The following is a 20,866-nucleotide window of genomic DNA, read 5'->3' as shown; positions in this document are numbered from 1 at the left end:
GCGTTGAGGACGTTGATCGTCTCGAACGCGTCGTTCGGGACATCAGTGAGCCTCGGATGTGCTGAAGGACGCCTTCGGTGCACTCGATGCAATGAAGGCGTCCTTCAGCACGGCCAACGCACTGAAAGCGTCCTTCAGCACCTCGCCGCCGACTACCCCAGCAGCGACTTCGCCAGCGCGGCGATCTGGTCGGTCTCGATCAGGAACGAGTCGTGCCCGTAAGGCGACGCGATCACCGACGCCTCTCCCGCCCCGGCGATTCCGCGCGCGATTTCCGCCGTCTGGTACGGCGGGTACAGCCGGTCGCTGTCGACGCCCGCGACCACAGCCCGCGCGCGCACCCGGCCCAGCGCGGCGGCCACCCCGCCGCGGTCCCGTCCGACGTCGTGGGTGTTCATCGACTCCGTCAGCACGACATAGCTGCCCGCGTCGAAGCGCCGCACCAGCTTGTCCGCGTGATGGTCCAAATAGGACTCCACGGCGAACCGCCCGGCGCGCAGCGGGTCCTCGCCGTCCTGATACCGGCCGCCGAAGCGCTCCGCCAGTTCGGGTTCACTCCGATAGGTGACATGCGCGATCCGGCGGGCGATGCCGAGCCCCGCCGCGGGCCCGGCGCCGAAACCGTAGTAGTCGCCACCGTGCCAATGCGGGTCCGCGCGGATCGCGTGCAGTTGTGGCGCCGCCCAGCCGATCTGCTCGGCCGACGCCCGCGCGGCCGAGGCCAGCACCAGGACCGATGCGACCCGCTCGGGTAAACCGACCGCCCATTCGAGCGCGCGCATCCCGCCCATCGAACCGCCGAGCACGGCGGCCCACCGCTCGATGCCCAGCGCGTCGGCCAGTACCGCCTCGGCGGCCACCTGGTCGCGCACGGTCACCGCGGGGAAGCGGCTGCCCCAGGCGCGGCCGTCCGGATCCGGCGAGGACGGCCCGGTCGAGCCCTGGCAACCACCGAGCACATTCGGGACCACGACGAAGAATTCGCCGGTGTCGAGCGCCCGTCCCGGCCCGATCAGCCCGTCCCACCAGCCGGGGCTGGGGTGTCCGGGCCCGGCGGGACCGGCGGCGTGACTGTCGCCGGTGAGCGCGTGCTCGACGAGGATCGCGTTCGACGCGTCCCGGTTCAGCGTTCCCCAAGTCTCAAAGGCGATCGCGAACTCCGGCAGCACGCCACCGGCCTCCAGCCGCAGCGGGCCGGGGCCGGTGATCCACTGGCGTCGGCCCAGTGGATCCCCCGCCCGCCACGCTCCCGTGACGGGCGGGACACCGGTATCGCTCATAGGACCGCCTTCGCCGCCCGGAATCCGGCTTCGAGGTCGGCCTTCAGGTCCTCGATCCCCTCCAGCCCGACGGCGAGCCGCACGAGACCGGGCGTGACACCGCTGGACAGCTGCTCCTCCGGCGAAAGCTGGCTGTGCGTGGTCGACGCCGGATGCACGATGAGGCTTCGCACGTCACCGATGTTAACCAGCTGACTGTGCAATTCGGTCCCGTCGACGAATGCGCGTCCCGCCTCGACACCGCCGCGCAGATCGAACGACAGTACCGCGCCGGCACCCCGCGGCAGATACTTCCGCGCCGCCGCGTGGTGCGGGCTGGACGGCAGACCGGCGTAGTAGACCTTCTCGACCTCGTCGCGCTGTTCCAGCCATTCCGCGAGCGCCCGCGCGTTCGACACATGCCGCTCGATGCGCAGCGACAGCGTCTCGATTCCTTGCAGGATAAGGAAACTGTTGAGCGGTGCGATCGCGGCGCCGGTGTCGCGCAGGAGCTGCACGCGTGCCTTGGCCGCGTACGCGCCGGGCCCGAGCGCCTCCCAGAACTTCAGGCCGTGGTAGCTCGGGTCGGGCTCGGTGAAGCCGGGGAACTTCGCCGGATCCTTGCCGAAATCGAACGTCCCGCCGTCGACGAGCAGCCCGGCCACCGTCGTGCCGTGCCCGCCGAGGTACTTCGTCGCGGAATGCACGACGACGTCGGCGCCGTGCTCGATCGGCCGCAGCAGGTACGGCGTCGGCACCGTGTTGTCCACGATGAGCGGGACGCCCGCCGTGTGCGCGACGTCGGCGACCCCGCGGATGTCGAGGACGTTGCTGCCGGGATTGGCCAGCGTCTCGGCGAAGAGGAGCTTGGTGTTCGGGCGGATGGCGGCACGCCACTGGTCGAGGTCGTCCTGGTCTTCGACGAACGACACCTCGATGCCCAGCTTCGGCAGTGTGTAGTGGAAAAGGTTGTACGTGCCGCCGTAGAGCGCCGGGCTGGAGACGAAGTGGTCGCCCGCGTTCGCGAGGTTCAGGATCGCCGCGGTGGTCGCCGCCGTGCCCGAGGCGAAAGCCAGCGCGGCGACCCCGCCTTCGAGCGCGGCGATCCGCTGCTCCAGCACGTCCTGGGTGGGGTTGTTGATGCGCGTGTAGATGTTGCCCGCCTCGGCGAGGCTGAACAGGTCGGCGCCGTGCTGGCTGTCGCGGAAGACGTACGACGTCGTCTGGTAGATCGGTGTCGCCCGCGCGCCGGTCGCCGGATCGGGCACCGCGCCCGCGTGGATCTGCTTGGTCTCGAAGGACCACGCAGCAGTCTCGGATGCGTCGGCACTCATGGATTCTCCTTGCGGCTCAAGGGGTCGACAGGGATTCGAAACCAGCTGGGACTCGAAGCTAGCTGGGCCGAACGGAGCAGCCCAAGGGCTCCCACGAGATGGGAGTTGACAGAATTATCTCTCTAGCTAAGATATCTCTGGGATCAAAATTCACAGGCAGGGAGATAATCATGGAGGAGCGGGTACAGGTCCTCGTCGTCGGCGCCGGGCTCGGCGGGCTGTCGGCGACGATGTTCCTGGCACAGCGGGGAATCGACGTGCTGACGGTCGAGCGGCACGCGAGCACGGCCATCCACACGAGGGCGACCGGGCAGACCCCGCGCACGATGGAACTGTTCCGCTGGGCCGGGATCGACGACGCGGTGCTGAACGCGAGCCCGCGCGCGTCGAAAGGGCTGCGCATCACGGTCGCGTCGAGCCTGGCCGGCCCGGTGTTCAACCGGATCATGGACGACTTCAACGAGCCGGACTTCTCGGCGGCCACGTCGATGCCGTTCGGGATGGCGGGCCAGGAGGTCGTCGAGCCGATCATGCTGGCACAGGCGGAAAAGTTCGGCGCGCGGGTACGCTTCCGCACCGAACTGATCGCGTTCACCCAGGACGCGGACGGCGTCACGGCGACGCTGCGCCATCGCGATTCCGGCGAGGAAACCGTGGTGCGCGCCGGCTACCTCGTCGCGGCCGACGGCGGGCGCAGCGGAATCCGGGAAAACCTCGGCATCACGACCCAGGGCAAGGGCGTACTGGGACACAACCTCGGCATCGTGTTCGACGCGGACCTCGGGGATCGCGTCAAGCCGGGCATCACCGACCTGTTCTACCTGCAGCACCCGGAGTTCGTCGGCGGTCTGTCCAATACGGACATTCCCAACCGGTATGTGTTCTCCCTGGACTACTTCCCGGAGAAGGGGCAGAGCCCGGCGGACTTCCCGCCGGAGCGGATCGTCGAGCTGATCCGGCTGGCGACCGATCTTCCCGAACTGGAACCACGGATCCAGTGGACCGGCCCGTGGGAGATCGCGGCGCGGATCGCCGAGCGATTCCGCTCCGGCAGGGTGTTCCTGATCGGGGACGCGGCGAAGGTGACGCCGCCGACCGGAGGGCAGGGCGGGAACACCGCGGTCGGCGACGGCGCCGACCTCGCCTGGAAACTGGCGGCGGTGTTACGCGGCGACGCGGGCGACGAACTGCTCGACACCTACGAGGCCGAGCGTCGTCCGATCGCCGAGATGATCGTGAACGCCTCGCTGCACAACCTGAAGGAGCGAATGCGGCCGGATCTCGACGTCTCCGATCTGGCGCCGCCCGAGGATCCGTTCGCGGCGGTGCTCGGCTTCCGCTACCGGTCGACCGCCGTCCTCGCCGAGGACGACGACGCGGCCCTCTGCGAGAACCCGCTGGAGCCGAGCGGGCGACCCGGCTTCCGCTTCCCCGACGTCCCGATCACGGTCGACGGCTTCACCAAGTCCACTGTGGACGTTTTCGGGCACGAGTGGGTGGTGTTGTGCGCCGAGGACGGGTCGCGGTGGTGCCCGGCGGTCGCCGACATCGCGGCCGAGACGGGAATCCGGCTCGTCTGCCACGTGCTGAACGCTTCGTCCGCCGCGCGCTCCGGCCTGGCGACCGGTGGCGCGAGCCTGGTGCGGCCGGACGGGATCGTCGCGTGGCGCGGCGTCGAGCCGGTCGCGGATCCGGCCGGGGAGCTCTGGAACGTGCTGGGGCGGGTGCTCAGCCGATGAGAAGTGGCTCGTGAGCGTTCTGACCGGCTGGGACGCTCACGAGTCCTTCTGCTGCAACGCGAAGCGGTTCCCCTCGGAATCCACGAACATCGCCCACCATCCCCACGGCTGCTTCTCCGGCTTGACTGGGAACTCGACGCCCTTCGCCGAGAGTTCCTCGTACGTCTTCTCGATGTCGTCGCCGTAGGGCGCGTCGGTGGTGACCGGGAAGCCGACGATCTCCGACCAGAACTTCTTCGCCCGCGCCTGGTCCCGGACTCCCAGCACGACCTTGGTGACCCCCTGGATCGTCATGGACGTCTCCCTCTCTTCCCGGATATATCCACCATGGATACAACCAGTTCGGACTGTAGACTGCCGGGATGGCCGAAGGCAACCCACCGCTCACCCCCGCGGCGTTCCAGGTCCTGCTCGCCATGGCGAACGGGCCGCTCGGCCGCGCACACGGTTACGGGATCATGGGTTTCCTCGGCGACATCACCGACGGGGCCGTCCAGTTGGGCCCCGGGACCCTCTACCGCACGCTGACCCGGCTGGCCGCCGACGGGCTCGTCGAGGAGGTACCCGGCGACAGCGCCGATTCCCGCCGCCGCTACTACAGCCTCACCCCCGCCGGTCGCGAAGCCGTGGCGCGCGAGGCCGCACTGCTGGCCAGGCTCGTCGCGGCGGCGGGCGAGGCCGGGCTCCTCGAAGGCCCGGCGGAAAGCGCGTGAGCCGCACGCTCGGGCTGGTCCCCCATCTGTTCGTCCGTGACGTCGACGCGGCGCTTTCCTTCTACACCAAGGCGTTCGACGCGATCGAGCTGTTCCGCACGGCGCTGCCGGACGGGACCGTGCTCTTCGTCGACGTCGCGCGCCGCGCGGTCTTCGCCGGGGCGCGGGTCGAGGCTCCGGTCGAGGAGTTGTTCTTCGGCGAGCGCTACGGGCGCGTCGTCGACCCGGACGGGCATCGGTGGGCGCTCACGACGAAACGAGAGCGGTTCACGCCCGAGGACATCGACGCGCGCACCCCGCCCCAGGTCTGATCGCCACGTCGAGGATGCCGGTATCGAGCGGGCGACCGGCGGGTCGGACACAATGTCTCCGTGGTCTCGGTGCGCAACGTGGTCGACAGGGTGGGGCCGACGCTGCTCCACGCGCTCCAGCTGCCCGAAGACCCGCCCGCCGTCGCCGACGTCGTGATCGCCGAACCCGGCGGATCGTCCAGCTTCTCCGGCGGCGACCTCGTGCTGGGCGTCGCCGTCACGGAGGCGGCCGATGCCGCCGAACTCGTCAAGGCGAGTGCGCGCCAGGGTGCCGCGGCGGTGTTGCTGAAGCCGCCCCTCGCGGCCAAGCCGACGGTGAAGCGCGCGGCGAAGTCGGCCGGGATCGCACTGGTCCAGGTGCACGCGGCGACGTCGTGGGCGCAGCTGGTGTGGCTGCTCCGCACCGTCCTCGACGCGCTCGCCGACGAGTCGGAGTCGCTGGAAAACGGCGGCGATCCCGGCTCCGGCGACCTGTTCCGCCTCGCCGACGCCGTGGCCGCGGTCGTCGACGCGCCGGTGACCATCGAGGACACGAACTCGCGCGTACTCGCCTACTCGGCGCGGCAGGACCTGACCGACCCCGCGCGCGTCGCGACGATCATGGGCCGCCGCATCCCCGACGACGTGCTGGCGCGTTTCCGCTCCCGTGGCGTGTTCCGGGAGCTTTCCCGCGGCAGGCAGACGATCTTCGTGCCCGCCCAGCGCGACGGCACACTGCCCCGGCTCATCGTGCCGATCCGGATGGGCGGCGAACTGCTCGGTTCGATGTGGGCGGTCGTGGCGGGACCGGTGTCGGAGGAGCGCGCGGCCGCGTTCGCCGACGCCGCCCCCGTCGTCGCGCTGCATCTGCTCCGTCGGCGCGCGCACACCGACGCGCAGCGCCGCGCCACCGCCGAACTCCTGCGCGCCGTCCTCGAAGGACGCGCGACGCCGCGTAAGGCAATGGCCGAGCTGGACCTGTCCGACGAACCCCACCGCGTGGTCGTCATCGAGGTCGCAGGCGGCGACGGCCGGGACGCCGAAGGCCCGCGATTGGCTTTGCTGGAACGGATTTCCCAGGGCATCGGCCGCCGTCCGGTCGCCACGGAACTGGGCGGCCTGCTCTACGCCGTCGTGCCGGACACCACCGGCCCGGGTGGCTGGAGCGAGCTGCGGACCGCGTTGACCGAGCAACCCGCGAAGCGCCGGGGCGGCATCCTGCGAGCCGCTGCGGGGTCGGCAGGGGAAATCGGCGATCTCGCCGTGTCGCGCGCGCAGGCCGACGAAGCGTTGGGGCTCCTGCGCGCCGACCTGGTCGACGAGCACGTGGTCGCCTTCGAGGAGGTGTGGACCGCGCTCGCCCTGCACCGCGCCGCGACGTCGGGCGCGGCGGCGAAGGTGGCCGACCTGGGACCGCTGAAAGCGCTCCACACCCACGACCAGGCGAACCGCGCGGGCTACGCCGACACGTTGTACGAATGGTTGCGGCACCCCGGCGACCCGCGCGCGGCGGCCAGGGAACTGCGGATCCATCCCAACACCCTGCGCTACCGGATGCGGCGGCTGCTCGAACTGGTCCCGCTCGACCTCGACGATCCCGATGTGCGGCTGGCGCTGATCACCCAGCTGGTCGCGTTGCGGTGGAGCTGACCGGTTTGTCCGTGGCGAGGAGGTCCCTCGGCGTACCGGACCGCTCTGAAGGGGTCCTTTACAGCACTCAGCGCCGTGAAGGGGGCCTTCACGGCATCACAATCCACAAAGGACGTTACCGGCCGCCGCGGCTCGGCGAGTAGCCCGGATTCCGTTCGCGCGGCACAGATCTTCCGGTCGCGCCCTCGGGTCCGAAGGCCCGCGCGGTGAAGGTGATCCCGACGTCCATCACGCCACCAGCAGGGTCTTGCCGACGGTCCCGCGCGTCTGGATCGCGGTGTGCGCGTCGGCGGCGCGGTCGAGCGGGAACCGCTGCCCGATCACCGGGGCGAGCCTGCCCAGCGCCGCCTCGGCGAGCGCCGATTCGGTGAACGCCCGCATTTCCTCCGGCCCGCCGATCGAACGCACCAGCGTCACCCCGCGCGCCTGAGCGTCCTCTTCGGACACTTCGGCCCACGTCCCGCTGGCGAGCCCGTACATCGCCATCCGGCCGCCTGCACGCAGCAGCCCGAACGCCGTGGTGCCGACCGCCCCGCCGACTCCGTCGAAGACGACGTCCACCGCGCCCACCCGCTCCGCCCAGTCCGGTTCGCGGTAGTCGACCGCGAGATCCGCGCCGAGTTCTCGTACTCGCGCGGCCTTTTCCGCCCCGCCCGCCGCACCGACGACCTCGGCTCCCGCCGCCTTGGCGAGCTGGACGAGCAGGCTCCCCACCCCGCCCGCCGCGGCCTCGACCAGCACCCGCTCCCCCGGCGCGACGCGGGTGGCGTGGACGAGACCGGTCGCGGTCCTGCCGTCGGCGAGCAGCGCCACCGCGACGTCGGTGTCCAGCTCGTCCGGCACCGCGAACACCGTCGCCGCGTCCACCGCCGCCCGCTGCGCGTAGCCCCCGGAACCCCCGGTCGAGGTCACCACGCGCCTGCCGATCAGCGCGGAGTCCACATCGGACCCGACCGCGCTGATCACCCCGCCGACGCCGTTGCCCGGGATCATCGGCAGTTCCGCCCGGTACGGGCCGGCGCCCGTGGCCCGGAACTGCGTCTCCACGAAGGTGACGTTGACGAACGCCACCTCGATCAGGACCTGCCCCGGTCCCGCCACCGGATCGGGTGCCTCCCCCGGGACGAGCACCTCGGGCCCGCCGAACTCTCGTAGCCACACCGCGCGCATGAACACCCTTCCCTCACCGGATCAGCAGGCACACAGCGTGCAACCTCGACCGGACTCGAGGTCAAGAACACTGTTCTCACGGCACCAGGTTTTCCGCCGAACTTTGTTCTCGGAGCATGATGACACCGCCGTCCGGGTACATCACCGTGAGTGGCACCACGACTTGCACACGCAGAACCCGCCTCAGGAGGCAGCAGTGCGTATCGCCGTTCCCCGGGAGATCAAGCGGCACGAGTACCGGGTCGCGCTCACCCCCGCGGGTGTGCACGAGCTGGTCACCCACGGCCACGACGTGTTCGTGGAGACCGGGGCGGGCGTCGGCTCGTCCATCTCCGACGAGGAGTACGTGTCCGCCGGCGCGAAGATCCTGGCCACCGCCGACGAGGTGTGGGCCGAGGGCGAGCTCGTCCTCAAGGTGAAGGAGCCGATCGCCGAGGAGTACCCGCGCCTGCGCTCGGGCCAGGTGCTGTTCACCTACCTGCACATCGCCGCGGACCGGCCGCTGACCGACGCGCTGCTGTCCTCGGGCGTCACCGCGATCGCCTACGAGACGGTGCAGAAGCCGAACGGCGCGCTGCCGCTGCTGGCCCCGATGTCGGAGGTCGCGGGCAGGCTGGCTCCGCAGGTCGGCGCGTTCGCGCTGATGAAGCCGAGCGGTGGCCGCGGCGTGCTGCCGGGCGGTGTCCCCGGTGTGCACCCGGCGCGGGTCGTCGTGATCGGCGGCGGTGTCGCGGGCCTCAACGCCGCGCGCGTCGCGCTGGGCCTCGGCTCGGACGTGGAGATCCTGGACACGAACGTGGATCGGCTGCGGCAGATCGACAACGACTTCGGGGGCCGGATCCGGACCGTGACGTCGAACCGGCTGTCGATCGAGGAATCCGTGCTGCAGGCCGACCTCGTCGTCGGCGCCGTGCTGGTGCCGGGCGCGAAGGCGCCGAAGCTGGTGTCGAACGACCTCGTCGCGCGCATGCGGCCGGGCAGTGTGCTGGTGGACATCGCGATCGACCAGGGCGGCTGCTTCGCCGACTCGCGGCCGACCACGCACGACGACCCGACCTACCAGGTGCACGAGTCGGTCTTCTACTGCGTCGCGAACATGCCCGGCGCGGTGCCGCGGACCTCGACCTACGCCCTGACGAACGTGACGCTGCCCTACGCCGTGCAGCTCGCCGACCACGGCTGGCAGCAGGCTCTCCGCGCCGACGCCGCCCTCGCCAAGGGCCTGAACACCCACGACGGCCACCTCACCAACGAACCCGTCGCCGTCGCCCACTCTCTCCCCCACACCGACCTGGCCACCGTCCTCGCCTAACCCAGACCCTTTTCCCGCTGAGGGCCCCTAGAGCCACACCTCGAGGGGCCCTCACTCTTACGCTGGGTCAGAAGTGACAACAAGGCCAGGGCCGCCAGGCCCGAAGCCGACTCCGATGCCAAAGGAACCACGCTGGGTCGGAAGTTGCCGCACCGTGGGGGTCCGGGGGCTCGGCCCCCGGGTAGTACAAGGACCTTGGGAAGCGCGAAGCGCGAACAAGATAAGGGCGACCCGCTCAACCAGCCTGGGGGTCACTGGGAGCGGGCCGCCGTGTTCCAGTCTAAGTAATGCGCGCCGAGTTCGCTGCACCGGGGTGCACAAACTGCCGATTTCGTTGTGTAGCTCACGGCAAGTACGTCTTCACCAGCCGAAAATCGGGGGTTTCGGGCACGGAGAGCTACGTGGGCCGCACCGCGGGCGAACGTGACGGAGGTCGCCGGGGCACGGTTAGGGGCGTTCCGCACGCACGTTCGGCCCGGGTGAGGCAGGATGGCGCCCGATTCAACCTCGGGTGACAAAAAGGGGACGGTATGCACGACGGCAGCGGCCGGATAGTGGTGCAGAACCTCGGCAAGCAGTTCGGCCCGGTCAACGCGGTGCAGAACCTGAGCTTCACGGTCGAGCCGGGCTCGGTGACGGGCTTCCTCGGCCCGAACGGCGCCGGTAAGACGACGACGTTGCGGATGCTGCTGGGGCTGGTCACGCCGACGACGGGGGTGGCGACGATCAACGGCCGCCCGCACGATCAGCTGGGCAATCCGGCGCGGGTGGTCGGTTCGGTGCTGGAGAACGAAGGGTTCCATCCGAGCAGGACCGCGCGGAATCACCTGCGGGTGTACGCGGCGGCGATCGGTGTCCCGGATCAGCGTGCCGACGAGGTGCTCGGGCTGGTGGGGCTCGGCGCGGCGGCGGACCGGAAGGCGGGCGGGTTCTCGCTCGGTATGCGGCAGCGGCTGGCGCTCGCGACGGCGTTGCTGGGTGACCCGCAGGTGTTGGTGCTCGACGAGCCGACGAACGGGCTCGATCCGGAGGGCATCCTGTGGCTGCGGAACTTTCTGCGGGGGTACGCGCAGCAGGGCCGGACGGTGCTGGTGTCGAGTCACCTGCTCAACGAGGTCGAGCAGACGATCGACCAGGTCGTCATCATCAGCCAGGGCATGACGCGGTACTACGGTTCGCTCGATCAGCTGCGCAAGAGCCAGCAGTCGCGGGTGCTGGTGCAGCCCGCTGACGCGGCGGGGCTGGCGAAAGCCTTGCAGGAGAACGGGATCACGCAGGTGACGCCGACGCCGGACGGGCGGGTCGCGGTGAGCGGGTCGTCGGTGCAGCAGATCGGTGACCTTGCGGCGAAGGCCGGGATCGCGGTGTACGGGATGCAGGAGGAGACCGCCGATCTGGAGCGGCTGTTCTTCCAGCTCACCCAGGGTCAGTACGCGGGCGCGCCCGCGTACCAGCAGGGACCACCGCCCGGATACGGGCCGCCTCAGCAGCAGGTCCCGCCGGGGTACGGCCCGCCACCCGGGTATCAGCAGCAGGGGCCGCCGCCGGGGTATCAGCCAGGGCAGCCGCAACAACAGCAGTCACCACCACAGCCGCAGCCGCAACAGCAGCAGGGGCAGCACGACGGCTGGGGAGGCCAGCGCTGATGGGGAACCTGATCAAGGCGGAGTTCCGCAAGACGCTGACGCTCAACACCTGGTGGGTGCTGCTCATCCCGCTCGTGGTGGTGTCGTTCGGCCTGACGTTCGTCTGGGGCCGGATCACCAACAACTTCGCCTCCTACATCGGGCGCGGCACGGCGAGGGAGATCGCCGCGTCGGTCGGCCTGAACGCGGACGCGCTGCCGGTGGGCATGCTGGCGATCGCGCACGGCGTCAACATCGCGCAGATCATCCCGGCGCTGTTCGGGGTGTTCGCGCTCGCGGGCGAGTACCGGAGCAAGACGATCACGACGACGTTCCTCACCGCGCCGAACCGGCTGACCGCGCTGTCCGCGAAGATGCTCACCTACATCATGTGGGGCGTGCTCTACGGCCTCGTGAGCTTCGGGGTGTCCGCGCTGGCGACGGTGCTCAGCGTGGACTCCGGGCGGCTGCCGAGCGGGCCGCAGTGGCTGGCCGCGCTGGGCGGGACCGTGCTGGCTTCGGTGCTGGTGATGCTGTTCGGCATCGGGTTCGGCGCGGTGCTGCGCAATGTCACGCTCGCCGTGGTGCTGCTGCTCGTGTGGTTCCTGATCGTGGAGAACGTCCTGGTGGTCTCGATGTGGGGCGTCACCGACGTCCTCGGCGGGATCCTGCCGAACGGCACCGCGAACGGGATCGTCGGCGGGATCGCGGCGAACGCCTTCGGGATCAACACGCTGAACCTGCCCGACGGGGTCGACCACTGGTCGCAGCTGGGCCTGCAGCTCGCCGCCGGCGCGCCCGGCGTGTTCTCGTGGTGGGCCTCGGCGTTGATCTTCTTCGCGTGGACGATGGTGTTCTTCGCCGCGGGCTGGGCCGGGAACCAGCGCCGCGACATCACCTGAGCCGCCAAGCGCGGTAAGGCCGCTGAAGGCCACTTTGAGGGAATTCACGTCCCTCAAGGTGGCCTTCAGTACGTCCGGAAGGTCAGGCGGCGAAACTTGTCGGGGGTGGCGCTTAATGTGGAGAAGTGACCACCACCCCGACCCGCGCCCGGCAAGGGCTCCCGGCGGCTGAGACGGCGGACCGGCAGCCCGGCTGGGCCCGCCGGATCGCCGCCGCCTGCTGGGCGCACCCCGCCCTCGTCGTGCTCTCGCTGTGCGCGGCGATCCTCGGCGTGGGCCTGCAGGCCGCGAGCCCGCTGCTGGTGCGGGCGGCGGTGGACGACGCGGTGGCGGGGCGGACGGAGCAGCTCGGTGTGCTCGCCGCGGCGCTGGTCGGCCTGCAGCTGCTGACCTTCGCCAGCGCGTTCGCCCGGCGGTACGTCGGGGGCAGGCTCGCCCTCGACGTCCAGCACGACCTGCGGCGCCGGGTGTTCGGCGCCATTTCCCGGCTCGACGGCGGCAAGCAGGACTCGCTGCGCACCGGCCAGGTCGCCTCCCGCGCCATCACCGATCTGCAGCTGATGAGCGCGCTGCTCATGCAGTTCCCCATTTCCACCGGCTCGGTGATCTTCTCGGTGCTCGCGCTCGGCGCGATGCTGTGGATGTCCCCGGTGCTCACGCTCATCGCGCTCGTGGTCGGGCCCGCGGTCGGGATCGTGGTGGCGCGCAGCAGGAAACGGCTTTTCCCGGCCACCTGGTCCGCGCAGCAGCGCGCCGCCGACGTCGCCCAGCACGTCGAGGAAACGGTTTCTGGGGTCCGCGTGGTGAAGGGTTTCGGGCAGGAGGAGCGCGAGGTCTCCCGCCTGCGCCGCACCGCGCGGTTGCTGTTCGCCGAGCGGCTGCGCGCCGCGAAGCTCGCCGCGGTGCCGACCGCGACGACCTCGGCGCTGCCCGCCGCCGGGCAGGTCGCCGTGCTCGCGTTCGGCGGTCTCCTTGCCATGCACGGCACCATCAGCCTCGGCACGTTCCTCGCCTTCGCGACGTATCTGGCCGCGCTGATCGGCCCGGCGCGGATGCTCTCCTCGTTCGTCGTGCAGGCGCAGCTGACCCGTGCGGGCGCGGAGCGGGTGTACGAGCTGATCGACGCACAGCCCGAGGTCCGGGAGCGGGCGGACGCGGTGCCGCTGCCGGACGGGCCGCTCGGGATCCGGCTCGAGGACGTCCGGTTCGGCTACACCCGCAGCGAGCCGGTGCTCGACGGGCTGTCCCTGGAAGCCAGACCGGGGGAAACGCTGGCGCTGGTCGGCACGGCGGGGTCGGGGAAATCGACGATCTCCCTGCTGCTGCCCCGGTTCTACGACGTCCACGCGGGCACGGTCGAGGTCGGCGGTGCCGACGTGCGGGACGTGCGGCTGAAGGATCTGCGGCAGTCGATCGGCGTGGTGTTCGAGGAGGCGTTCCTGTTCTCCTCGTCGGTGCGCGAAAACATCGCCTACGGCAGACCGGACGCGAACGAGGCGGAGATCGTCGCGGCGGCGCGGGCGGCCGAGGCGGACGAGTTCATCCGCGCGCTGCCCGAGGGCTACGACACCCAGGTCGGGGAGCGCGGGCTGACGCTGTCCGGCGGTCAGCGCCAGCGGCTCGGGCTGGCCAGGGCGCTCATGACCGATCCGCGCGTGCTCGTTCTCGACGACGCGACCTCGGCGATCGACACGGTGACCGAGGCCGCGATCCACGAAACACTGCGCTCGGTGACCGCGGGCCGGACGACACTGCTGATCGCGCACCGGCGGTCCACCCTGGCGCTCGCCGACCGGATCGCGGTGCTGGACGCGGGCCGCGTCGTCGACGTCGGCACCGAGGCGGAGTTGCTGGAGCGCTGTGCCCTGTTCCGCGAGCTGGTGGCCGGGCCGGGTGACGACGTCGAGGAGAAGTGCCGGTGCGAGGGCCTGGAATGCGGCCCGTCCGGGGTCACCCCGGCGCTGTGGCCGCGTGACGATTCCCGCGACGAGGTCGACGATCTGGCCGACGCGGCGAGGGAACGCAGCTCCGCCGGCGCGGCGGGCAGCGGGTTCGTCGGCGGCCGGGGCGATGGCGCGGCGCTCGCCCTTCCCCCGACACAGGAACTGCTGGACGGCGTCCGGGCGCTCCCGCCCGCGAAGGACCGGCCCCGGCTGTCCGATGTGGACATCACGGCGCCCGACCCCGGCTTCCGGCTCGGCCGCCTGCTGCGCCCGGTGCGCTGGCCGCTGGTCGCGGTGATCGGCCTCGTCGCGGCCGACGCGCTGGCCTCGATCGCGCTGCCCGCGCTGTACCAGCAGGGCGTGGACCACGGCGTGCGCGCGGGGGTGGCCTGGGTGGTGTGGCTGCTGGCCGGGATCGGCGCGCTGGTGATCGCGGCCGACTGGCTGATCGTGCACCTCCAGACCCGGCTCACCGCGAAAGTCGGCGAGACCGTGCTCTACAGCCTGCGGGTGCGCAGTTACGCACATCTGCAACGGCTCGGCCTCGACTACTACGAGCGTGAACTCGCCGGGAAGATCATGACCCGGATGACGACGGACGTCGACGCGCTCTCGACGTTCCTGCAGACCGGGGTCGCGACGGCGGTCGTCTCCGTGCTGACACTGGCCGGGATTTCCGTGGCACTGTTAGTGATCAACGCGACGCTGGCCGCGTACGCGCTCGCCGTGCTGCCCGTCCTCCTCGTGGCGACGGTGATCTTCCGCAGGTTCGCTTCGCGCGCCTACGACGAGGCCCGCGAGCGGGTCAGCGTGGTCAACGCCGACATGCAGGAGAACCTCAGCGGCCTGCGCGTCGCCCAGGCCTACACCCGCGAGGAGCGTTCCGCGGCGGCGTTCGCCGAACGCAGCTGGGACTACCGGCGCTCCCGGCTGCGCGCGCAGGCCTACATCGCCACCTACTTCCCGCTGGTGGCGTTCCTGTCCGATCTGGCGACGACCACGGTGCTGGTCGTCGGCGCGAACCGGGTGGCGAGCGGGGTGCTGTCCGCGGGTGTGCTGGTCGCGTTCCTGCTCTATCTCGAACAGTTCTTCTCGCCGATCCAGCAGCTGTCCTCGGTGTTCGACGGCTACCAGCAGGCACGCGTCGGGCTGAACCGCATCGGGGACCTGCTGCGCACGCCGACCTCGGTCCCCGCGGCCGAGCATCCGGTCGCGGTCCCGGAGCGGCTACGCGGCGAGGTCAGCTTCAAGGATGTCGATTTCGCCTACGCCGCAACGGAAAACCTCGCACTGGCGAACCTTTCGCTCGACGTCGCCGCCGGCGAGACCGTCGCGCTGGTCGGGGCGACCGGCGCCGGAAAGTCGACAGCGGTGAAGCTGATCGCGCGCTACTACGACGTCACCGGCGGCGAACTCCGCATCGACGGCACCGACGTCCGCGAGTACGACCTGTCCGGGTTACGCGGCCGGATGGGTGTGGTCCCCCAGGAAGCTCACCTGTTCTCCGGCACGGTGGCGGACAACGTCCGCTACGGCCGCCCGTCCGCCACCGACGCCGAGGTGGAGGCCGCCGTCCGCGCCGTCGGCGCGCTGGACGGCGTCGCCGCGCTCCCCGCGGGCTTCCGGCAACCGGTCGGGGAACGCGGTCGTTCCCTGTCCGCGGGGCAGCGTCAGCTCGTCGCCCTCGCCCGCGCCGAACTCGTCGAGCCGGACATCCTGCTCCTCGACGAGGCCACCGCCGCGCTGGACCCGGCCACCGAATCGGCCGTCCTGCGTGCCACCGACCAGCTGACCCGGCGCCGCACCACCTTCGTCGTCGCGCACCGCCTGGCCACCGCCGCCCGCGCCGACCGCATCATCGTGCTCGACCACGGCCGTGTCATCGAACAAGGCACCCACGCCGAACTGCTGGCCGCCGGCGGCCACTACGCCCGCCTCTGGTCCCTGGCATGACCCGCGAGTCCCCCACTCAGGATCAGGCCACAGTGGACAGACCAACGGAAATGACATCGCTCGCCGCCCCGGATCCTGCCACCATCACGGCATGAACGACCGAATTCCCCGCCGGCAGATCCGGGCGGTGCACACCGAGACCACCATCCGGGTCTACCAGGCCTACAACGCCGAAATCGCCGACGCGGCGCTCGACGCGGGCACCTTCGTCGCCCCGTTCAAGCGGGAGCGGATGACGTGGATCAAACCGTCCTTCCTGTGGATGGCCTACCGCTGCGGCTGGGGAAGTAAACCGGGCCAGGAACGCGTCCTCGCCGTCGACATCTCCCGCGACGGCTTCGCCTGGGCGCTTCGGCACGCGGCGCTCAGCCACTACGACCCGGAGTTCCACGCCGACGAACAAGCCTGGCGAGCCAGTATGAAGACGAGCCCGGTCCGCCTGCAGTGGGATCCGGAACGCGACCTGCGGCACCGGCCGCTGTCGCATCGCAGCGTCCAAATCGGACTCAGCGGCGAAGCCGTCGACCGCTACGTCGACTCGTGGATCACCGGCATCACCGACGTCACCGCCACCATGCACGCCATCCAGGCACACCTCGCCGAGGGCCGCACCGCGGACGCCGAGAACCTGCTCCCCGCGGAGAAGCCCTATCCGCTGGACCCGCGGCTGGCCGCGTCGATCGGCATTTCCGCCTGATCGCCGAACCGCGTCGTCGCGCCCAGCGGCCGACGGTCGCGATACGGTCCACAGTGGACACCGCGCTAGGCGGGCACGACCTGCCAGCCACCGTCGAAGGTGCTGACGTACCGATCGTCCACCCCGGCGGCGTTCAACACCGCGAGGGTGGCCGCCGCCCGGGTCGCGGTGGCGTCGATGTCGGCGAGGTTCATCAGCACCTGTTCCAGCCGCACCGCGTGGTCCGGATCCGCCAGGAGCCGGAGGCCTTCCTCGGCGCCGGCGATCGCGGCGTCCACGAATTCGGCGTCCGTGCCCGGCTGCACGGACGCGCGGTCGTCGGCCGGGACCGCCCAGACCACCGCCGGGCTTCCCGCCTCACGGCGGACAAGGCGGACCTTCGCGTGCCCGAAGTAACCACGCCCGCCCTGCTGGCGCCGCAACCGGTGTTCTCCCACGGCCTCGGCCGTCATGTGGGTCTCCTTGTCTGCAAAAGGTGGTAGACGCTGCTGGAGAAGTAGTTCTCCGGCCCGAAGTTCCCGGTGTTACGCCGGACGTGGTCGTAGCCGTGCCTGCCTTCCGAGTTCCAGATGGCGGTCGCGGTGTCATCGTCCATAGTGGTCAGGTCCGCGGAGCGGAGCCGGTCGAAGTCCTCACCCGAGATGTGGTGCTCCAGGATCTCCGCGTTACCGCCGCGGGCATTGACCCGTTCCAGATAGCGCTCGGCCTGCTCCCTGGTCTCCCAGGTGTAGAGGCCGGGACCGAACTCGTCGCGTGACGTGCCGTGGTCGAAACCGGACGGCCACGGCTCACCTCCCTGGTTCAGCAGCCGCTCGGCGTCCGCTGGGTCCTGCACGCTGTAGAAGGTCTGGCACGGGGTGAGCCCCATCGGGTCGATGGCCGCCGTGGGATTGGGCACGTACGCCTGCGGGTGCGAGGACCCCGCGATCCCCAGCGGGTCGTTCGAGGTGTACCGGCCGGTCTCCGGGTCGTAGTGCCGGAAGTTGTTGTAGTTCAACCCGGTCTCGGGGTCGAAGTACTGGCCGGGAAACCGCAGCGGCGTCCGGGCACCCTCGGTCGCGGGCGCGATCTCCTGGCCCCACAGGTTCGCCTGGCGCCGCCAGACCACGGTTCCCGTCGTGTCGACGAGTTCGGACGGCGTGCCGACGAGGTCGGTGACGATGGAGTAGAACGCCTCGTCCACCCAGTCCTGCCCGCGTTCGTCACCGCGGACACGTTCGGTCTGGCTCAGCGCGCGGAAGCTTCCCGGCTCCCAGTTCCACGTCGTGGCATACGCGTCGTCCCGCACCTGCTCGGCCAGCGTCATGCCGTCCCAGGTGAAGTCGACACGCTCGGCGATCTCGCCGTCCGCCGCGAGCCGGAGCTTCGCGATCCGCCTGCCCAGCGGGTCGTAGCGGTACCGCCACCGCGTGCCGTCCGGGGTCACGACGCCGCTCAGCTTGTCGTCGGCGTCCCATTCGTAGCGCCAGACCTCGTTCTTCGCGGAAAGACGTTCCCGGGTGCGGCACACCACCCGGCCCTGGCTGTCGTACTGGTACCGGATGTTCCCCGCGCGTTTCACGAGCACACCGGCGGCCTCGTGCCCGGCGGCGGAACCCGGCCACTCGGCCGAAACGATGTTGCCCGAGGCGTCGTAGGAGTACCGCTCGGACCAGCCGGTGCCCTGGACGCCGGTGATCCGGGCGACCTGGTCGAGTTCGAAGACCCGGTCACCGAGGAGGTGATCCCGGACGGCGGTCAGCCGCCCGTCCCTGGCGTATTCGTACCCCCGCTGCTGGACGAGCTGCGCGCGGCCGGCGGTCCCGGACGGCCCGGTGGTGACCGCGGACACGGTCTGGCCGACGAGCCGGTGGTTCGCGTCCCACGCCTGCGCGAGGATGGTGCCCGTGTCGAGCAGCCGTTCGGTCTCCCTGCCCGCCGCGTCGTAGCCGAAGCTCAGCGTCCGCTCACCCAGCCGCGCCTTGACCGGCTGCGCGCCAGCCCCGTATTCCCAGCGGGTTTCGGCGCCCGTGGGCGTGCGGCGCACCGTCCGGCGGCCGAGCGCGTCGTACACCGACTCCACCGCCCGCCCGTTGACGGACTCCCGAAGCACCCTGCCCCGCGCGTCCCGGGTGAACACGAGTTCGGTGTGCGCGTTGCGCGCACTCGCCATCCGGCCCGCGGCGTCGTATTCGAAACTTTCCACGACCTCGCCGTGGCTGCGCCGGACGAGCCTGCCGAGTACGTCACGCTCGAACCGGACCACCTCGCCGGCGCCGTTGGTCCGCTGCACCAGATTCCCGGCCGCGTCGTGGACGTACCGGACACGGCGGCCCATGAAGTCGGTCTCTTCGACCAGCTGCCCGGCGGCGTCGTACTCGTAGCGCCAGGTCAGGCCGTCGGGATTGGTGACCGAGGTCAGGCGCAGCAACGGATCGTAGCCGAAGGTCAGCCGGGTGCCGTCCGGGCGGATTTCGGCGGCGGGCAGATCGAAGTGGGTGGTCTCGACAGCGCTGACCCGGCCTTCCGGGTCGATCGACGCGATCCGGTTGCCCTCGCCGTCGTACCGCCACCGCCGCACACTGCCGTCGGGTGCGGTCTGGCTCAGCAACCTGCCCTCGACCGTCCAGGACAGCCGCGTGACACCGCCCATCGGGTCGGTGATCGTGGTGACCCTGCCGAACTGGTCACGGCCGTACCGGTAGACCGAGCCGTCGGCCGCGATCTCGACGACAGGCAGTCCGGCGGCGTCGGTCTCGGTCCGGCGAGTCCGGCCGAGCGCGTCGGTGACCGCCGCCAGCTGGCCCTTTTCGTCGTACCCGCACCGCGTCCTGGCGCCCATCGGATCGACGACGGTGACGACACGGCCGGCTTCGTCGTACTCCCGGTACCACACCGCGCCGTCCGGGTCCACAGTGGACACCGGCCTGCCGAGGTCGTTGTACTCGGCACTGGCCTCGGTGCCGTCCGGCCGCGTCAGCGCGAGCAGATTGCCCGCGCTGTCGTAGCGGTACCTCGTGGTGTTCCCCAGCGGGTCCGTCCTGGACAGGAGCAGCCCGTCCGCGCTCCATGCCTGGCGGGTCGCGCGGCCCAGCGGATCGACCCGCAGGGTGACGTTGCCCGCGGCGTCGAACTCGTAGACCGTGCTGTGCCCGAGCGCGTCGGTGAACCGGGTACTCCGGCCCGCCGGATCGTAGGTGAACGTGCCGTTGAGGAAGCCGCCCGACCCCTGGTTGGCGACACAGCGGCCCTGCGCGTCGTAGAAGTACCGGTACCACTCGCCGTTCCGGTCGGTCCACTGCGTGATCCGGCCTTCGCGGTCATACGTGAACGCCTGGGCCCTGCCCGACGAGTTGCCCACGGCGACGAGATCGCCCGGCCCGTCGTAACGGTAGGTGGCCAGGAGGACGTCCGGACCGGACGCGGCGGCCAGCCACAGCCCGGTGACGCGGCCGGCCTCGGCCGTGACGTTCACCTGATAACCGCCCGAATGACGAATCCGCGTCAACACTCCGTCCGGCCGATCGAAGTCGATCCTGTTGCCGGACCGGTCGACCATCGCCGTCAGGAACGACCGCGACGACTCGCTTCCGGCGAAACGCAGGCTGACCCCCGTGTCGCGCCGCCGGATCGTGTAGCCGTCCTCGGTGACCGCCAGCGGCCAGCGCGGCCCCGTTCGCGGAAAGACCTCACCGTGGGGTTCGGGCGCCGGATACACGAGCCGCATTCCGTCGTCGGCGAGGAACACCACGCCGTGCGCGTCGAACTCGAGGCGCTGGTCCACGGTCGAAGCCCAGGAACGGCCGAAGGAAAGCCCCGCGCGATAGGAAGAAACGTGAACGCGGCGAAGCACGAGCGGCAGCACCGCGGCCAGTTCGACGTCGGTCTGCCCGAGGACCATCTCACCGCTCGACACGTCGATCGGGTCGTTCTCACAGACCCGTCGCTCCAGCGGGGTGTCGGCCTCGCGCGGGTCGCGCGGCCGGTTCGGGCTGCTTTCGCCAGTACCGTGGGACGATCCACCGTCCGCTGTGGACGATGAGTGCGATCCGCCGTCGCCGCTCGAACCGTCTGTTTTGGACGGTGAGCCACCGGTGTCCGATGGCGATTCCTTCGCACTCGACGGCGAGGTCTTCCCGTCCGGGGTCTCGTGAGCGCTCGACGGCGTCGTGTGCTCCTTCGGCACGTGGACGTCGTCAGCGGCATGCTCGGCCTTACGAGCGGCGGACGCGCTCGTGTGCTCGCCACGCTTACCCAAACGCTTGGCCAGTTTGGACAGCTTCTCGATGATCTCGCCCAG

Annotated in this window: 15 protein-coding genes; 9 read left to right on the top strand and 6 right to left on the bottom strand. The window is 70.6% G+C overall.

Translation table 11 applies throughout. The annotated features are described in order from the left end of the window. Positions 1–152 precede the first annotated feature (152 nt). Complete coding sequence (locus ACFWY9_RS42425) at positions 153–1,280, bottom strand: homoserine O-acetyltransferase (protein ID WP_378323069.1); 1,128 nt, start codon at positions 1,278–1,280, stop codon at positions 153–155. Then, on the bottom strand, positions 1,277–2,593 hold the full coding sequence (locus ACFWY9_RS42420; RefSeq protein WP_378323070.1) for a bifunctional o-acetylhomoserine/o-acetylserine sulfhydrylase: 1,317 nt from the start codon (positions 2,591–2,593) through the stop codon (positions 1,277–1,279). Before ACFWY9_RS42420 ends, ACFWY9_RS42425 begins: the two co-directional genes overlap by 4 nt. A gap of 170 nt (positions 2,594–2,763) precedes the next feature. Here ACFWY9_RS42420 and rdmE point away from each other — a divergent pair, with 170 nt between their 5' ends. After that, complete coding sequence (gene rdmE, locus ACFWY9_RS42415) at positions 2,764–4,332, top strand: aklavinone 12-hydroxylase RdmE (protein WP_378341543.1); 1,569 nt, start codon at positions 2,764–2,766, stop codon at positions 4,330–4,332. 36 nt (positions 4,333–4,368) lie between these two features. Here the strand turns inward: rdmE and ACFWY9_RS42410 are convergent, their stop codons facing one another. Then, entirely contained in the window at positions 4,369–4,626 is a 258-nt protein-coding gene (locus tag ACFWY9_RS42410) for a VOC family protein (RefSeq protein WP_378341542.1), read from the bottom strand. Positions 4,627–4,694: 68 nt separating this feature from the next. On the opposite strand from ACFWY9_RS42410, the gene ACFWY9_RS42405 reads away from it, so the two are divergent. Genes ACFWY9_RS42405 through ACFWY9_RS42395 form a run of 3 tightly spaced genes read left to right on the top strand, consistent with a single transcriptional unit; the run spans position 4,695 to position 6,985 of the window. After that, positions 4,695–5,045, top strand: coding sequence for a PadR family transcriptional regulator (locus ACFWY9_RS42405; RefSeq protein WP_378341541.1), 351 nt, complete (start codon positions 4,695–4,697; stop codon positions 5,043–5,045). Continuing rightward, a complete protein-coding gene (locus ACFWY9_RS42400; RefSeq protein WP_378323075.1) occupies positions 5,042–5,356 on the top strand; it encodes a VOC family protein in 315 nt (104 codons plus the stop codon). The genes ACFWY9_RS42405 and ACFWY9_RS42400 overlap by 4 nt, the downstream gene beginning before the upstream one ends. Positions 5,357–5,416: 60 nt before the next feature. Then, positions 5,417–6,985 carry a PucR family transcriptional regulator gene (locus tag ACFWY9_RS42395; protein WP_378341540.1) on the top strand — a complete coding sequence of 523 codons (1,569 nt, stop codon included), beginning with the start codon at positions 5,417–5,419 and terminating at the stop codon, positions 6,983–6,985. A 228-nt stretch (positions 6,986–7,213) separates the two neighbouring features. Here ACFWY9_RS42395 and ACFWY9_RS42390 read toward each other — a convergent pair whose 3' ends face one another. Further along, entirely contained in the window at positions 7,214–8,155 is a 942-nt protein-coding gene (locus tag ACFWY9_RS42390; RefSeq protein WP_378341539.1) for a zinc-binding dehydrogenase, read from the bottom strand. 196 nt (positions 8,156–8,351) lie between these two features. On the opposite strand from ACFWY9_RS42390, the gene ald reads away from it, so the two are divergent. The 5 genes from ald (at position 8,352) to ACFWY9_RS42365 (ending at position 16,587) form a co-directional block, all read left to right on the top strand. Further along, complete coding sequence (gene ald / locus ACFWY9_RS42385; RefSeq protein WP_378341538.1) at positions 8,352–9,467, top strand: alanine dehydrogenase; 1,116 nt, start codon at positions 8,352–8,354, stop codon at positions 9,465–9,467. Between the two features lie 530 nt (positions 9,468–9,997). Next, the gene (locus ACFWY9_RS42380) at positions 9,998–11,113 is read left to right on the top strand and encodes an ABC transporter ATP-binding protein (RefSeq protein WP_378323080.1); all 1,116 of its coding nucleotides are present in this window, start codon (positions 9,998–10,000) and stop codon (positions 11,111–11,113) included. Next, on the top strand, positions 11,113–11,994 hold the full coding sequence (locus ACFWY9_RS42375) for an ABC transporter permease (RefSeq protein WP_378323081.1): 882 nt from the start codon (positions 11,113–11,115) through the stop codon (positions 11,992–11,994). Before ACFWY9_RS42380 ends, ACFWY9_RS42375 begins: the two co-directional genes overlap by 1 nt. A 125-nt stretch (positions 11,995–12,119) precedes the next feature. After that, on the top strand, positions 12,120–15,890 hold the full coding sequence (locus ACFWY9_RS42370; RefSeq protein ID WP_378341537.1) for an ABC transporter ATP-binding protein: 3,771 nt from the start codon (positions 12,120–12,122) through the stop codon (positions 15,888–15,890). 91 nt (positions 15,891–15,981) lie between these two features. Beyond that, positions 15,982–16,587 carry a DUF4291 domain-containing protein gene (locus ACFWY9_RS42365; protein WP_378323084.1) on the top strand — a complete coding sequence of 202 codons (606 nt, stop codon included), beginning with the start codon at positions 15,982–15,984 and terminating at the stop codon, positions 16,585–16,587. A 65-nt stretch (positions 16,588–16,652) separates the two neighbouring features. On the opposite strand, the gene ACFWY9_RS42360 is transcribed toward ACFWY9_RS42365, so the two are convergent. Together ACFWY9_RS42360 and ACFWY9_RS42355 are read right to left on the bottom strand one after the other, a co-directional pair. Continuing rightward, positions 16,653–17,039 (bottom strand): hypothetical protein, encoded by a 387-nt coding sequence (locus ACFWY9_RS42360; protein ID WP_378323085.1) that lies wholly within the window; start codon positions 17,037–17,039, stop codon positions 16,653–16,655. Then, the coding region (locus tag ACFWY9_RS42355; RefSeq protein ID WP_378341536.1) for an RHS repeat-associated core domain-containing protein at positions 17,036–20,866 on the bottom strand (3,831 nt) is incomplete at its 5' end. The genes ACFWY9_RS42355 and ACFWY9_RS42360, both read right to left, overlap by 4 nt.

The sequence above is a fragment of the Amycolatopsis sp. NPDC059027 genome (assembly GCF_042739735.1).
In the GTDB taxonomy this organism is placed as follows: Bacteria; Actinomycetota; Actinomycetes; order Mycobacteriales; family Pseudonocardiaceae; genus Amycolatopsis.
The sequence above is the reverse complement of the archived record's forward strand: the minus strand, read 5'-3'. Positions and strand labels throughout refer to the sequence as shown.